This is a genomic window from Polaromonas aquatica (assembly GCF_042659145.1).
Classification (GTDB): domain Bacteria; phylum Pseudomonadota; class Gammaproteobacteria; order Burkholderiales; family Burkholderiaceae_C; genus Polaromonas; species Polaromonas aquatica.
In genome coordinates this window covers 1,035,419-1,049,511 of record NZ_JBHSRS010000084.1, presented here as the reverse complement: position 1 = coordinate 1,049,511, position 14,093 = coordinate 1,035,419, and the positions used below count along the sequence as shown (strand labels likewise).

Sequence of the window (14,093 nt, the reverse complement as noted above, 5' to 3'; positions counted from 1 at the left end):
CTGAATTCGCAGCGGCCAGCAACAAAAATAGTGCACTGGGCGCAAGTCTAGGTTACTTCTTATTCGAATTGGTTATGAAAAAGTCATTTGATTTCTCGGCGCAAGCCGTTATGGACCTGGCCGGGGCTGACGCAGCCCGTGCGCTGGCCGAAGATGTTGGCACTGGTGATTTGACCGCCGGCCTGATTGATCCGCAGCGCAGCGCCCGTGCGCAGGTGCTGGCGCGTGAAAGTGCCGTGATTTGTGGAAGCGCCTGGGTGCAGGCCACCGTGCAGCAGCTGGACCCAGAGGCGCAGCTGGCCTGGCATGTGCGCGACGGCGAGCACTGCACGGCCGGCCAGGTGGTGCTGGAGCTGCAAGGCCGGGCGCAGGCCCTGCTCACGGCAGAGCGCACGGCCCTCAACTTTTTGCAATTGCTCAGCGCAGTGGCGACCAAAACCGCCCGTTATGTCGAGGTGGTGCAGGGTACGCCGGCGCAAATCGTGGACACGCGCAAAACCTTGCCCGGCCTGCGCCTGGCGCAAAAGTACGCGGTCGGCATGGGCGGCGGCATCAACCACCGCATGGGCCTGTATGACGCGGTACTGATCAAGGAAAACCACATCGCCGCTGCCGGCGGCATTGTGCAGGTGCTGGCGCGTGCGGCATCCGTGGCCGGGCAGGCCGATTTTGTGCAGGTTGAGGTCGAGACCCTGGCCCAGCTTGAGCAGGTACTCGATGCCGGCGCCAGCATGGTGCTGCTCGACAACATGGACCTGGCCCAGCTGCGCCAGGCGGTGGCCATCAATGCGGGGCGCGCCTCTCTGGAGATCTCGGGCGGCGTGACGTTTGAAGGGCTGCGCAGTCTGGCCGAAACCGGTGTGGACCGCATCTCGGTAGGTGGCCTGACCAAGGACGTCAAGGCCGTGGATTTTTCGATGCGCTTTCTTGAGCTGTGAGGCGGGTCATGAAGGTACACCAATGAGCGCTGTCATTGATATTGAATACGAGCAGCCCGGCTGCGATGTGCCGCAGACCCGGCATGCCTGGGCACGTGTGCCGGCGGAGCCCGGCCCCCGGGAACGTGGTGAACTGAAAGATAAGATCCGCCGCCTGCTCAAAGAGCGCAATGCCGTGATGGTGTCGCACTTTTACGTGCACCCGGACCTGCAGGACCTGGCCGAGGAAACCGGCGGCCTGGTCAGTGACTCGCTGGAGATGGCACGTTTCGGCCGGGACCATGCGGCGCAAACGCTGGTGGTGTCCGGCGTGCGCTTCATGGGCGAGACGGCAAAAATACTGTCGCCCGAAAAACGCGTGCTGGTGCCGGAGCTGGACGCAAGCTGCTCGCTCGACCTGGGTTGCCCGGCAGACGAATTCAGCGCGTTTTGCGATGCGCATCCCGACCGCACGGTGGTGGTTTATGCCAATACCAGTGCGGCGGTCAAGGCGCGGGCCGACTGGGTGGTCACGTCGGGCTGCGCGCTTGACGTTGTGCATGCGCTCACGGCCCAGGGCCACAAGATCCTGTGGGCGCCCGACCGGCACCTGGGTGCCTACATCCAGCGTGAAACCGGCGCCGACATGGTGCTGTGGAACGGCGCCTGCATAGTGCATGACGAATTCAAGGCCTTTGAGCTCGAAGCGCTGAAACGGGAGCACCCGCTGGCCAAAGTCCTGGTGCATCCGGAGGCACCAGCGGACGTCGTGGCGCTGGCGGATACCGTGGGCTCCACCTCGGCCATCCTGAAGGCCGCGCGTGAATTCGATGCGCCGGAGTTCATTGTGGCGACAGACAACGGCATGATGCACAAGCTGCGCACGCTCAATCCCGGCAAGCTGTTTATCGAAGCGCCAACCTCCGGCAACAGCGCCACCTGCAAGAGCTGCGCGCACTGCCCGTGGATGGCCATGAACGGCCTGGCCGGGCTGGCCCATGTGCTGGAGCACGGCACGAACGAGGTCCATATTGACCCGGCCCTGGGCTTGCGCGCCCGGCTGCCGATAGACCGGATGCTGGCGTTCACTGCCGCGCTGCGTGAAGGCCAGCCGGTTGCGGGCCTGGTGCCGCATCTCGGCGCGGCCTGATGCAGTCGTTTTCGGCACGTATCGATTTCAGCGATCCGGACCAGCCCGCAGGGCCGCGCTTGCGCCGCGTTTTCGGCGCCCCCCCCCAGACGCTGGTGGCGCATGAGCCGGCGCAGGTCCGGCCCGTGCTGGACGCCGTGCAGGCTGCGGCGGAGCAGGGCTGCTGGTGTGTTGGTTACCTGCGTTACGAGGCCGCGCCGGCTTTTGATGCGGCGCTTGCCGTGCATGCACCCGAGGGGCCGCTGGCCTGGTTTGCGGTGTATGACCAAGCCCTGCCCTGGCCAGAGGAGGAAGCGCATGCTGCATCGGGCTTCCAGTGGCAGGACAGGCTGCCGCGTGCGGCTTTTGATGCGGCCTTCAACGACATCCAGCGTGCCATTGCGGCGGGTGAGCTGTACCAGGTCAATTTCACGGCAAGAATGTCCGGCCTGCTGGCGCAGGACTTGCCTGGAGAAGATCGCGCGGGCGCCGCACCTGCCCTTTTTGCGGCCTTGCAACGGGCCCAGCCCGCGGGCTATGCGGTTTATCTCGACACGGGCGAGGAGCAGGTGCTCTCGGTGTCGCCCGAGCTCTTTTTTGACTGGCGCGCGGGCCGCCTGCTCACGCGGCCCATGAAGGGCACCGCGCCGCGCGGCGCCACACCCGATGAAGATGCCGCCCGCGACCAGGGGCTGCGCACGTCGGCCAAGGAACGCGCAGAAAACGTCATGATCGTGGACCTGCTGCGCAACGACCTGTCGCGCATCGCCGAGCCTTTCAGCGTGCGTGTGCCGCGCCTGTTCCACACCGAGGCGCTGCCCGCCGTTTGGCAGATGACCTCCGACGTGACGGCACAAACCCGCAAAGACTGCTCGCTGGCCGACGTGTTCGCCGCATTGTTTCCATGCGGCTCTGTGACCGGCGCGCCCAAGGTGCGGGCCATGCAGATGATCCACGCGCTGGAGCCCGGGGCACGCGGCGTGTACTGCGGCGCCCTTGGTGTGGTGCGGCCAGTGGCAGGGGGCATTGCGGCCACTTTCAACGTACCGATTCGTACTGTCACGCTGCAAGGCGCAGCGTTGCACTGCGGTGTGGGTAGCGCCATCACTTCGGACGCGCAGGCGGATGCCGAATGGCAGGAATGGCGCCACAAGCTGGCCTTCGCGGAGCGGGCCCGCATGCCCTTCGAATTGCTGGAGACCCTGGCGCTTGAGGAGGGGCGTTTGCGTGACCTGCCCGTCCACCTGGCGCGTATGGCCGCAGCCGCTGCGCATTTTGGTTACCCCTGGCTGCAAACGCAGGTGATGTCCTGTCTGCAGGCGCTGCTGGAGGTGCACCCGAAGGGAATGTGGCGCGTGCGTCTGCTGCTCAATGCGCGCGGGCAGGCCGAGGCGCAGGCGTATGCATTGCCGGTTTCACCGCAGCGCGTGCAGCTGGAACTGGCAAGCCGGGCCATCGAGGAGGCACATGGTGAATTTGTACGTTTCAAGACCACGCACCGCGCGCATTACGAGGCTTTCACGCCCACAAAACCCGGTGTGTTCGACACCGTGCTGTGGAACGCCGAGGGCGAGATCACCGAGTGCACACGGGGCAACCTGGCGCTGCTGCTGGATGGCCGCTGGGTGACGCCTGCGCTGCGCTGCGGCTTGCTGGGCGGCATAGGGCGGGCCAATGCCTTGCGTGATGGCCGGCTGGTGGAAGCCGTGGTGCGCGTGGATGAATTGCCGCGCGTAGAGGCGCTGGCTTTTGTCAACAGCCTGCGCGGCTGGATTGCTGCGGACCTGCTGCCGGGATAGCCATCCCTGGACAGTACCGGTTATGCGGGCGTATAGGCCAGTCGCACGTAAATGGGCGCAAAAGCCTCGGCCTGCGTGACTTCGAGCAGGCCTTCTTTTGACAATTCAAGCAAGGCAATGAAGGTGACGACCAGCACCGGCATGCCGCGCGTGGGGTCGAACAGGTCCTCAAATTCCAGGAACTTGCGGCCCTGCAGCTTGCGCAGAACGATGCTCATGTGTTCGCGCACGGAAAGCTCTTCACGGCTGATGACGTGGTGCTGCACGAGCTTGGCGCGCTTGACGATGTCGCGCCAGGCGTCCTGCAGGTCGACCACATGGACGTCCGGAAAGCGCGGCTGCAGCGACTGCTCCACGTAAACCTGCGCGCGCAGGAAGTCGCGGCCGAATTGCGGCATTTCGTTGAGCTTGTGGGCGGCCAGCTTGATCTGCTCGTACTCCAGCAGGCGGCGCACCAGTTCGGCACGTGGGTCTTCGGCTTCCTGGCCCTCGGCCACCTTTTTGGGCGGCAGCAGCATGCGCGACTTGATCTCGATCAGCATGGCGGCCATCAGCAGGTATTCGGCGGCCAGCTCGAGGTTGGTGGCACGTATCTCGTCCACATAGGTGAGGTACTGGCGCGTGACTGCCGCCATCGGGATGTCGAGAATGTTGAAGTTCTGCTTGCGGATCAGGTACAGCAGCAAATCCAGCGGGCCCTCAAAGGCCTCCAGGAACACCTGCAGCGCATCCGGCGGGATGTACAGGTCATGCGGCATGGCAAACAGCGGCTCGCCATACAGCCGGGCCAGCGCCACCTGGTCTATCACCGCCGGCATGTCCGGGCTCAGGGCCACGGGCAGGCTCAGCCCGTCGGCGGGCGACAGGCCGTGCACTGGCGGCGACGGGGGGCTGGAGGGCGGTTGGGACATGCAGGCAGCCGTATTGACCGGGGTTTCTTAATGTGAGGCGCTATTAAAGATATAGCTGGCAGCGCCTTGCAGGCAATGGCCAGGAGCCTTTTTACTTAAGATTCAGGCCTGTTTGCCGTTCGGGTGGCTGGCGGTGCCATAGACATAAGCCTGCTGCGGTACGCGGGCGTCGAGGTAGTCGGCCTGGTCGGCGCGGTTCAGGTTTTTGTCCCACAGCAGGGCACGGCCGGCACGCTGCTCGGCTTCCAGCGTCGGCTTGTTGGCCTTGAGCTGCTCAATGAACTGGGTGGTTTCAGACGTGTAGTCCGGGCGGCGGAAAATGCTAAGGAGGGACATGGGTCTAAACTGCCTGTGGTGTGAATTGACGTGGTTTTGACTGATTTTACCGGGGGACTGCCTTGCGCTTCTTTTTACGCCCGCCCGGGGCCTTTTTGCCCCGCTTTAACCTGTCCACAAGGATGCTTGCCTGTATGGGACTGCTGTCATTTTTCCTGGGGCTGGCCGGCTGCGACCAGCAGCGTGTTGCCGAGCTTGAAGAGGGTGTTTCGACCGAGGCCGATGTGCGCGCCCGTTTTGGCGAGCCTGAAAAGGTATGGGATGCCGCCGACATGGCGGCTACGCCATTGCCAGGTGCAGCAGCGGCGCCTGGTGCCCGGACCTTTGAATACAACCGCCAGCCGCAGGGCCAGGTCAATTACATGATCACCATTGGCGCGGACGGCAAGATGAGCGCGCTGCGCCAGGTCTTGAGCCCGCAAAACTTCGCCAAAGTGCTGCCCGGCATGAGCATGGAGCAGGTGCGCAAGATGCTCGGCAAACCCATGAAAATCACGCCTTATGCAGCGAAACAGCAGACGCACTACGACTGGCGTTACCTGAACCCGCCCAGCACCGCGATGGTTTTTACCGTGGTGTTTGACCAGGATATGAAGGTGGCCGGCACCGCCTCGGTTGAGGAAGAAATCGCCAATCCAAAGGGCGGTTGACCGTTTTTTTAACGAAAAGTGGCTGTGGCCGGCTGGATATGCGCGCCACCAGCTATGCTTTTTATAGCGATTCGACTTTTTCGAGAAAGCCGCTGCGCTCCATCGCGGTTCTGGGCTGGGCATTCAGGCCCGCCAGCACCAGCCGGCCGCCGCGCAGCACAATGGCCTTGCGCAGTTGTTCCAGCACGTCCAGGCCGGAGGTGTCCAGCGACTGCAGCGACTGCAGGTCCAGACGCACCACCAGGCCTTGCGGGGCGCTTTCCACGGCGCTTAAAATCGGGTCCAGCTTGGCCACGGCGCCAAAAAACAGCGAACCGTACAGCTGGAAACTCGCCGACTCGGGTGTGCGCGACACCTCGACAACCTGGAACAGGGTGCTCATGCGCCGCACAAACAGCACGCAGGCCAGGATCAGCCCGACCTGCAGCGCAACCGTCAGGTCAAAAATTACCGTAAGCAAAAACGTGCCCAGCATGATCAGGCGGTAGTGGCTGCTGGCCTGACGCAAACGCGCAAACTCGCGCCATTCGCCCATGTTCCACGCCACATAAAGCAATATGCCCGCGAGAACCGCCAGCGGCACATGCACGGCCAGCGGCGCGGCCGCCAGCACCACCACGACCAGCGTGATCGAGTGCACCAGGCCCGAGACCGGTGAGGTGGCGCCCGAGCGCACATTGGTCACCGTGCGGGCAATCGTGCCGGTGGCCGGCATGCCGCCGAAAAACGGCACCACAAAATTGGCCACGCCCTGCGCCATCAGTTCCTGGTTCGGGTCGTGCCGCGGCAGCCCCGACACCTGGTCGGCCACGCGGGCGCACAGCAGGGACTCCACGGCGCCCAGCAGTGCGATCGTGATGGTCGGGGCCAGCAGCAGGCGCACGGTCTCCCATGAAAAATCGGGCAATGCAAACACCGGCAGTGCCCGCGGAATGCCGCCAAAACGCGTGCCTATGGTTTCAAGCGGCAGCTTCAGGAAATATGCAAATGCGGTGAGCGTGACCAGTGCCACAATCGGCCCCGGCATGCGCGAGGCCATGCGCGTGGCGCGCTTGAGCGGCACGCCCTCGACCGCTTGCACCAGCTTGAGCAGCCTCGCCGTAAAGCCGCCGGCTTCACGCTGGCGTGTGTCAAACAGCCGGGGCCAGGCAAACAGGCCCAGCAGGCAGGCCAGCCCGATGCCCAGCGCGTAAAGGTTGACGCGGTCCAGATGAATGCTGATCGCGTGTATCTGTGAGAAAAAATCAGCCGGCATTTTGGGTATTTGCAGGCCCAGCAGGTCCTTGATTTGCGACAGCACGATCAGCACCGCAATGCCGTTGGTAAAACCCACCACGATGCTGACCGGCACATAACGCACGAGCGTGCCCAGCCTGAAGAAGCCCAGCAAAAACAGCAGCACCCCGGCGCAGGCGGTCGAGATCAGCAGGTTGGCCAGGCCGTAGCGCTCCAGGATGCCGTAGACGATGACGATAAAAGCGCCGGCGGGGCCGCCAATCTGCACCGCGGAGCCGCCCAGCAATGCAATCAGCGCACCGGCGATGATGGCTGTCCAGATGCCGGCTTCGGGCTTGAGCCCGGATGCAATCGCAAAGGCCATGGCCAGCGGCAGGGCCACGATGCCGACGGTCAATCCGGCGCCTGCGTCCCTGGCAAAACGCTCCCGGGTGTAGCCCGCCATGGCGGACAGCAGGCGGGGCCGAAAGGGAGCAAGGTAGTCGGGCAGGTGCATGGGTGATGACGGTACGCTGCGGGGCGGGGTGTCCAGTCTATGCGCTTTGGCACGTGGTTTTCCTGTGATTGAGCGAGGCCCGGGGTTTTGTTGCAGGTGTGGCCTGGGGATTGGGACATATTGCGTGATTTCAGCGGCTGTCCTACAGCGGCCGGATACACCGCAGCGCGAAAATGCGGCTATTCCGGAGCCCCGTTCGATGCCCACCCGTATGGGCCGGGTTCCCTGGCCAGGGATGCATTTGGAAAGGCCTCACGTGAATCAAAACTCCCTCCATCAGCCCCTGAGCCGGCGCCAGAGCGCCTGGCGGGCCATCCTGCCGGTGTTGCTGAGCCTGCCTTTCGCAGGTGTTGCCGTGGCGCAATCCGCTTCGCAGGAGGCGGGCAAACAGATAGCCGCGCAGGGCACGGCCCAGGGCGTGGCGGCCTGTGCCAGCTGCCACGGGGCCAAAGGCGAGGGCAATGCGGCCTTCCCCCGTCTGGCCGGCACCGGGGAGGCGTATTTGCAGGCCCAGCTTGAGGCTTTTGGCAATGGCAGCCGCAAAAATCCCGTGATGCAGCCGATGGCGGAAAAACTCACGCCGGAGCAGCGACTGGCAGTGGCCGCTTATTACAGCCGTTTGCCGGCGCCCATGAGCGTGTCCGACATGGCCTCGGCCAAGCCTGCCGACGCAGGCGCCTGGCTGGCGACAAGGGGGCGCGGCAAGGACCAGCTTCCGGCCTGCGCGCAATGCCATGGCCCGGGTGGCAGCGGTGTGGGGACCACCTTCCCGCCCCTGGCCGGTCTGCCTGCGGCTTACATCACGGCGCAGTTGCAGGCCTGGAAGGCCGGCACACGGCCGCCCGGCCCCATGGCCCTGATGGTTAGCGTGGCCAAAAAACTGTCTGATCCCGACATCAGCGCGGTCGCTGCCTACTATGCCGCACTCGCCCCATCAGCGGGGCCGGTTGCAGTTGCCCAAACCGGGACGAAGAAAGGTCAGCCATGAGTGAAAAATCCATTCTGCGCACCACCCCGTCAGGGCTGCGGGTCAATGGCCTGACGATTTTTGCTGCCGTACTGCTGGTATTGCTGCTGGTGTTGCTGGTTGGCGGTAACCTGGCTTTTAACCGCATGAGCAGGCAGCCGGAAAAGTTTGCGCGGAGTCCGTCCGCCTCCGCACCGGCAAACGTTGCGCCCACCACGGGCACAGCCGCGCCTGCCGCGCCTGCCGCGCCTGATTCTGCCCAGGCGCAGAAAGCCGCCGCACCTGCTGCCACGGTCACCACAATTGCATTTGCACCGCCGCCCGAAGACGCCATGCCCGAAGGCCAGTACGGTGATGTGGTGCGCCGCGGTGAGCAGATTTTTATGGAGACCAGCAAATATGCCGGCCGTTTTGTCGGCAACAACCTGAACTGCGTCAACTGTCACCTGGATGCCGGGCGCAAGCCCAACTCCGCACCCTTGTGGGCTTCCTTTATCCACTACCCGGCCTACCGGGCCAAAACCGGCCAGGTGGATACGCTGGCCTCGCGCATTCAGGGCTGCTTTGAATACAGCATGAACGGCAAGGCCCCCGCGGCTGATGATGAAGTCATCACGGCGCTGCAGACTTATGCGTTCTGGCTGGCCAAGGGTGCGCCCGTAGGCACGCCGGTTCCGGGCAGCGGGTACAAAAAGCTCCAAAAACCGGCGCAGCCGGCCGACTATGCGCGTGGCGAGAAGGTCTATGCCCAGAACTGCGCGCTGTGCCATGGTGTGGACGGCCAGGGGCAACGGTCAGCTGACAAGCAGGTTTTTCCGCCGCTGTGGGGGCCAAAGTCCTACAACTGGGGCGCGGGCATGCACCAGATGGGCAATGCCGCCGGTTTCATACAGGCGAACATGCCACTGGGCCTGGGCGGCAGCCTGAGCGAGCAGGACGCCTGGGATGTGGCCATGTTCATGAACAGCCACGAGCGCCCGCAGGATCCGCGCTTTGCCGTGTCTGTAGCGGCCACGCGCAAGAAATACCACGACAGCGATGACTCGATGTATGGCCTCACGGTGAACGGCCATGTGCTTGGCAGCCCCAGGTGAGGGCACAGGCGTCTGAACCGGTTGTTGGCTGGGCAGAAAAAAGCGGAGGCTCTTGACGGGCCTCCGCTTTTTGGATGCTGCAGTCAGCTCAGTGGATGCGCATGCCTGGCGTGGCGCCTGGCAAGGGTTCCAGCACATAGATGCCGGGATGCGCTTTTTCGTCGGCGTGGCTGGCGGCCAGCACCATGCCTTCGCTGATGCCGAACTTCATCTTGCGCGGTGCCAGGTTGGCGACCATGACCGTGTGTTTGCCGATCAGGTCTTCCGGTTTGTAAACCGAGGCAATGCCGCTGAAGACATTACGCATGCGGCCTTCGCCGGCGTCCAGGGTCAGGCGCAGCAGTTTGGTCGAGCCTTCCACGGCTTCGCAGTTGACGATCTTTGCAATGCGCAAATCGATTTTGGCGAAGTCGTCTATGGTGATGGTGGGCGCAATGTCCTTGCCGCCGGGTACGGTTGCTACTGAATCTATAGCTGGCTGCGCAGGTTCTGCCTGGGCTGGAGGCTCAAACAATGCTTCAAGCTGCTTGGGGTCCACACGCTGCATCAAATGTTTGTAGTCGCCGATCAGATGGCCCTGGCCCAGGCTGGCGCTGGCATCCGCAAAAGTCAGCGGGCTGATTTTCAGGAAATCCTCCACCTGCGCGGCCAGCGCGGGCAGCACCGGCTTGAGGTACAGCGACAGCAGGCGGAAGGCTTCGATACACACCGTGCACACGTCGTGCAGGCGGGCTTCCATGCCTTCTTTTTTCGCCAGTTCCCAGGGCTTGTTCTGGTCCACATAAGCATTGACATGGTCGGCCAGCAGCATGACCTCGCGCTGGGCCTTGGCGTATTCGCGGCTTTCATACAAAGCCTGGATGTTGTCTTTCTGCGCGCGCAAAACTTCCAGCAAGGCCGTGCCGTCGGAGGATACCTCGCCCAGTTTGCCTGCAAAACGTTTGGCGATAAAACCTGCAGCCCGGCTGGCGATGTTGATGAACTTGCCGACCAGATCGCTGTTGACGCGGGCCATGAAGTCGTCGGCGTTGAAGTCGAGGTCTTCGTTGCGCGCATTGAGCTTGGCGGCCAGGTAATAACGCAGCCATTCCGGGTTCATGCCCAGGTTCAGGTACTTGAGCGGGTCCAGGCCGGTGCCGCGGCTTTTGCTCATTTTTTCGCCGTTGTTCACCGTGAGGAAGCCGTGCACGCAGATCCTGGTCGGCGTCTTGCGTCCGCTGAACTTGAGCATGGCGGGCCAGAACAGGGTGTGGAAGGTGATGATGTCCTTGCCGATGAAGTGGTACTGCTCCAGGCCGGGATCGGCCATGTAGGCGTCGTAGTCCTCGCCGCGGCGGGTCAGCAGTTCCTTGAGCGAAGCCAGGTAGCCCACGGGCGCATCCAGCCAGACATAGAAGTACTTGCCCGGGGCGTCGGGGATCTCGATGCCGAAGTAGGGCGCATCGCGCGAGATGTCCCAGTCGCCCAGGCCTTCGCTGGTTGTGCCGTCGGGGTTGGTGCGCACGCCAAACCATTCCTTGATCTTGGCTGCAACTTCGGGCTGCACATGCACGCCGTCCTGCGTCCACTCGGTCAGGAACTCCACGCAGCGCGGGTCCGACAGCTTGAAGAAGAAATGCTCGGAGCTTTTGAGCACGGGCTTGGCGCCCGACAGGGCCGAGAACGGGTTGATCAGGTCGGTGGGCGCGTAGACCGAGCTGCAGACTTCGCAGTTGTCGCCGTACTGGTCCTTGGCATGGCAGCGCGGGCATTCGCCCTTGATGAAGCGGTCGGGCAGGAACATGTTCTTCTCGGGGTCGAAGAACTGCTCGACGGTGCGCGTCTCGATGAAACCCGCGGCCTTGAGGTCGCGGTAGATCTGGCGCGACAGCTCGTGGTTTTCAGGGCTGTCGGTGTTGCTCCAGTTGTCGAAGGCGATGTGGAAGCCGTCGAGGTACTGTTTGCGGCCGGCGGCGATGTCGGCGACGAACTGCTGCGGTGTCTTGCCGGCCTTTTCGGCGGCAATCATGATGGGCGCGCCATGGGCGTCATCTGCGCCCACAAAGTTCACCTCATTGCCCTGCATGCGCTGGAAACGCACCCAGATGTCGGCCTGGATGTATTCCATGATGTGGCCAATATGGAATTTCCCATTGGCATAAGGCAGGGCGGTGGTGACAAACAGGCGACGCTGGGACATAAGGGGCTTCTTTGGGCTTTGGAGGGCTAACCCGCAATTTTAAGGTGTGCGGCAGGCGGAACCGTCCCTAATCCCCCATGACCCCACGGCCCGCTCCTGCGGCGTTAGACTTCATACCAACCCCCGCAGCAGGCGCGCCGGGCGCATTCCGCCGGCCTGCCACCCCAGATTCACCCGGAGATTTTTCAGATGGCTTTAGACCAACAGGCAGTTTTGACCGCCTTGCAAACCGTGCTGGACCCCAATACCGGCAAGGATTTCGTCAGCAGCAAGGCGCTCAAGAACCTGCAGATCACAGGCGCAGACGTGTCTTTCGATGTGGAGCTGGGCTACCCCGCCAAAAGCCAGTTTGCGGCTTTTCGCAAAAGCCTGATTGCGGCCGCCAAAAGCGTGGCCGGCGTGGACAACGTCTCGGTCAACCTCAGCGTCAGGATCGCCAGCCACAGCGTGCAGCGTGGCGTGCAGTTGTTGCCGAATGTCAAGAACATCATTGCCGTGGCCTCGGGCAAGGGCGGTGTCGGCAAAAGCACCACGGCCGTCAACCTGGCGCTGGCCCTGGCGACCGAGGGCGCCAGCGTGGGCCTGCTGGATGCCGATATCTACGGCCCCAGCCAGCCCATGATGATGGGCATCGAAGGCCGGCCCGAGAGCGTGGACGGCAAGAACATGGAGCCCATGGAAAACTACGGCTTGCAGGTCATGTCCATAGGTTTCCTGGTCGCGCAGGACGAAGCCATGATCTGGCGCGGCCCCATGGCCACCCAGGCGCTGGAGCAGTTGCTGCGCCAGACCAACTGGAAAGACCTGGACTACCTGATCGTCGACATGCCGCCCGGCACCGGCGACATCCAGCTCACCCTGAGCCAGCGTGTGCCCATGACGGGCGCGGTGATTGTCACCACGCCGCAGGACATCGCGTTGCTGGATGCCAAAAAAGGCATCAAGATGTTTGAAAAAGTCGGCGTGCCTATCCTGGGCATCGTCGAGAACATGGCGGTTCATGTGTGTTCCAACTGCGGCCACACCGAACACATCTTTGGCGAAGACGGCGGCAAGAAGATGGCGGCCGACTACAAGATGGATTATTTGGGCGCACTGCCGCTGGACATCAACATCCGCCTGCAGGCCGACAACGGCAGGCCCACGGTGGTGGCAGACCCGGATGGCGAGGTGGCGGCCATCTACAAGGCCGTGGCCCGCAAGATGGCGATCACGGTGGCGGCCAAGGCCAAGGACTTCTCGGCCAAATTCCCGACCATCACTATCAGCAAAAACACCTGAACAGCCGCAGCCCATGAACCTGCTGGCATCCCTGCGTTACCTGGCCGCGCTTGACGAACACAAGCACTTCGGCCGTGCGGCGCAGGCCTGCCACATCACGCAACCGGCGCTGTCCAATGCCTTGCGTGCGCTGGAGGAGGAGTTCGGCACCGCCATCGTCAAGCGCGGCCGGGCTTTTGCGGGTTTTACGGCGGAAGGGGCGCGCGTGCTGGCCAGCGCGCAGCGCATGCTGCATGAGCGCGAGCTGCTGCAGCAGGAGCTCAACAGCGTGGCGGGCAAGCCGCAGGGCAGCCTGACGATTGGTGCCGTGCCGACGGCCATGCCGGTGGCGGCGCGGTTTTCGGCGATGCTGCAGGCGCGCCACCCGGGCATTTCGCCCATTGTGCGTTCCCTGAGTTCGTCCGAACTCGAAAACGGCCTGGAAAGCCTGGCGCTGGACATGGGGCTCGGCTACACCGACCGGCTGGAGCGGCATGGCCCGCGCCTGCGCCATGTGCCGCAGTACACCGAGCATTACTTCCTGGTGCGCAAGGCGGGCCAGGCGCATTCCGAGTACATGCAGATAGGCCCCAAAATCACCTGGGCGGAAGCCGCCAAATTGCCCCTGTGCCTGCTGACACGCGAGATGCACAACCGCAGCATTGTGGATGCTGCCTTTGCCGAGGCCGGCGCAGCGGTGGTCAAGCCGGCCATAGAAACCAACTCCATACTCACGCTGGCCTTGAGCGTGGCGGTCGGTGAGGTGTGCAGCGTCCTGCCGGGCGCACTGATAGGCGCTGTGCGCGGCTACCGCGAACTGGAAGCGCTGCCACTGGTCAGCCCCGAAGTGCGCACGGCGATCGGGTTCATGATCCAGGGCGGCGACCGCACTTCACGTACGCTGGATGCTGCCATGACCATGGCGCAGGACGCGGCCTGGTTGCGCCACGCCGCTGCCCATAGCGGGCTGCTCAGCGCGTAGCGAGTTTTCGGGGCTGTTTTGTTCAAGCAGGGGCCGCGGAACCGGCTCAGCCGGGCCGCAGGCGCAGCGGCCCCCTCGGGGGGCAGGGCGCTACACGCAGTGAGCAACCGTGGGGGCCACATTCAGCATTTAGTTTT

Annotated in this window: 12 protein-coding genes; 8 read left to right on the top strand and 4 right to left on the bottom strand. The window is 63.5% G+C overall.

What is annotated here, in order from left to right; genetic code table 11:
* Positions 1-74 precede the first annotated feature (74 nt).
* The 3 genes from nadC to pabB are packed head-to-tail and all read left to right on the top strand — an operon-like array spanning position 75 to position 3,845.
* On the top strand, positions 75-938 hold the full coding sequence (gene nadC, locus ACFQND_RS26190; protein ID WP_371434991.1) for a carboxylating nicotinate-nucleotide diphosphorylase: 864 nt from the start codon (positions 75-77) through the stop codon (positions 936-938).
* Positions 939-960: 22 nt separating this feature from the next.
* Complete coding sequence (nadA, locus tag ACFQND_RS26185; RefSeq protein WP_371434992.1) at positions 961-2,067, top strand: quinolinate synthase NadA; 1,107 nt, start codon at positions 961-963, stop codon at positions 2,065-2,067.
* The gene (gene pabB, locus ACFQND_RS26180; RefSeq protein WP_371434993.1) at positions 2,067-3,845 is read left to right on the top strand and encodes an aminodeoxychorismate synthase component I; all 1,779 of its coding nucleotides are present in this window, start codon (positions 2,067-2,069) and stop codon (positions 3,843-3,845) included. The genes nadA and pabB overlap by 1 nt, the downstream gene beginning before the upstream one ends.
* Before the next feature lie 20 nt (positions 3,846-3,865).
* On the opposite strand, the gene ACFQND_RS26175 is transcribed toward pabB, so the two are convergent.
* Both ACFQND_RS26175 and ACFQND_RS26170 read right to left on the bottom strand, forming a co-directional pair.
* A complete protein-coding gene (locus tag ACFQND_RS26175) occupies positions 3,866-4,756 on the bottom strand; it encodes a segregation and condensation protein A (protein WP_371434994.1) in 891 nt (296 codons plus the stop codon).
* Positions 4,757-4,858: 102 nt separating this feature from the next.
* Positions 4,859-5,092, bottom strand: a complete 234-nt coding sequence (locus tag ACFQND_RS26170; RefSeq protein WP_371434995.1) for a DUF3460 family protein — start codon at positions 5,090-5,092, stop codon at positions 4,859-4,861.
* Positions 5,093-5,226: 134 nt separating this feature from the next.
* Here ACFQND_RS26170 and bamE point away from each other — a divergent pair, with 134 nt between their 5' ends.
* Positions 5,227-5,742: an outer membrane protein assembly factor BamE domain-containing protein gene (gene bamE / locus ACFQND_RS26165; RefSeq protein ID WP_371434996.1), complete on the top strand. Its 516-nt coding sequence runs from the start codon at positions 5,227-5,229 to the stop codon at positions 5,740-5,742.
* 61 nt (positions 5,743-5,803) lie between these two features.
* Here the strand turns inward: bamE and ACFQND_RS26160 are convergent, their stop codons facing one another.
* The gene (locus ACFQND_RS26160) at positions 5,804-7,474 is read right to left on the bottom strand and encodes a SulP family inorganic anion transporter (protein ID WP_371434997.1); all 1,671 of its coding nucleotides are present in this window, start codon (positions 7,472-7,474) and stop codon (positions 5,804-5,806) included.
* Between the two features lie 256 nt (positions 7,475-7,730).
* Between ACFQND_RS26160 and ACFQND_RS26155 the strand changes: the two genes are divergently transcribed.
* Positions 7,731-8,462 (top strand): c-type cytochrome, encoded by a 732-nt coding sequence (locus ACFQND_RS26155; protein WP_371434998.1) that lies wholly within the window; start codon positions 7,731-7,733, stop codon positions 8,460-8,462.
* 125 nt (positions 8,463-8,587) lie between these two features.
* The gene (locus tag ACFQND_RS26150; protein ID WP_371435051.1) at positions 8,588-9,535 is read left to right on the top strand and encodes a c-type cytochrome; all 948 of its coding nucleotides are present in this window, start codon (positions 8,588-8,590) and stop codon (positions 9,533-9,535) included.
* 88 nt (positions 9,536-9,623) lie between these two features.
* Here ACFQND_RS26150 and metG read toward each other — a convergent pair whose 3' ends face one another.
* Positions 9,624-11,714, bottom strand: a complete 2,091-nt coding sequence (metG, locus tag ACFQND_RS26145) for a methionine--tRNA ligase (RefSeq protein WP_377415101.1) — start codon at positions 11,712-11,714, stop codon at positions 9,624-9,626.
* 189 nt (positions 11,715-11,903) lie between these two features.
* Between metG and apbC the strand changes: the two genes are divergently transcribed.
* Both apbC and ACFQND_RS26135 read left to right on the top strand, forming a co-directional pair.
* Positions 11,904-12,995, top strand: a complete 1,092-nt coding sequence (gene apbC / locus ACFQND_RS26140; protein WP_371435000.1) for an iron-sulfur cluster carrier protein ApbC — start codon at positions 11,904-11,906, stop codon at positions 12,993-12,995.
* A gap of 13 nt (positions 12,996-13,008) precedes the next feature.
* Positions 13,009-13,956, top strand: coding sequence for a LysR substrate-binding domain-containing protein (locus tag ACFQND_RS26135; RefSeq protein WP_371435001.1), 948 nt, complete (start codon positions 13,009-13,011; stop codon positions 13,954-13,956).
* Positions 13,957-14,093: the final 137 nt, after the last annotated feature.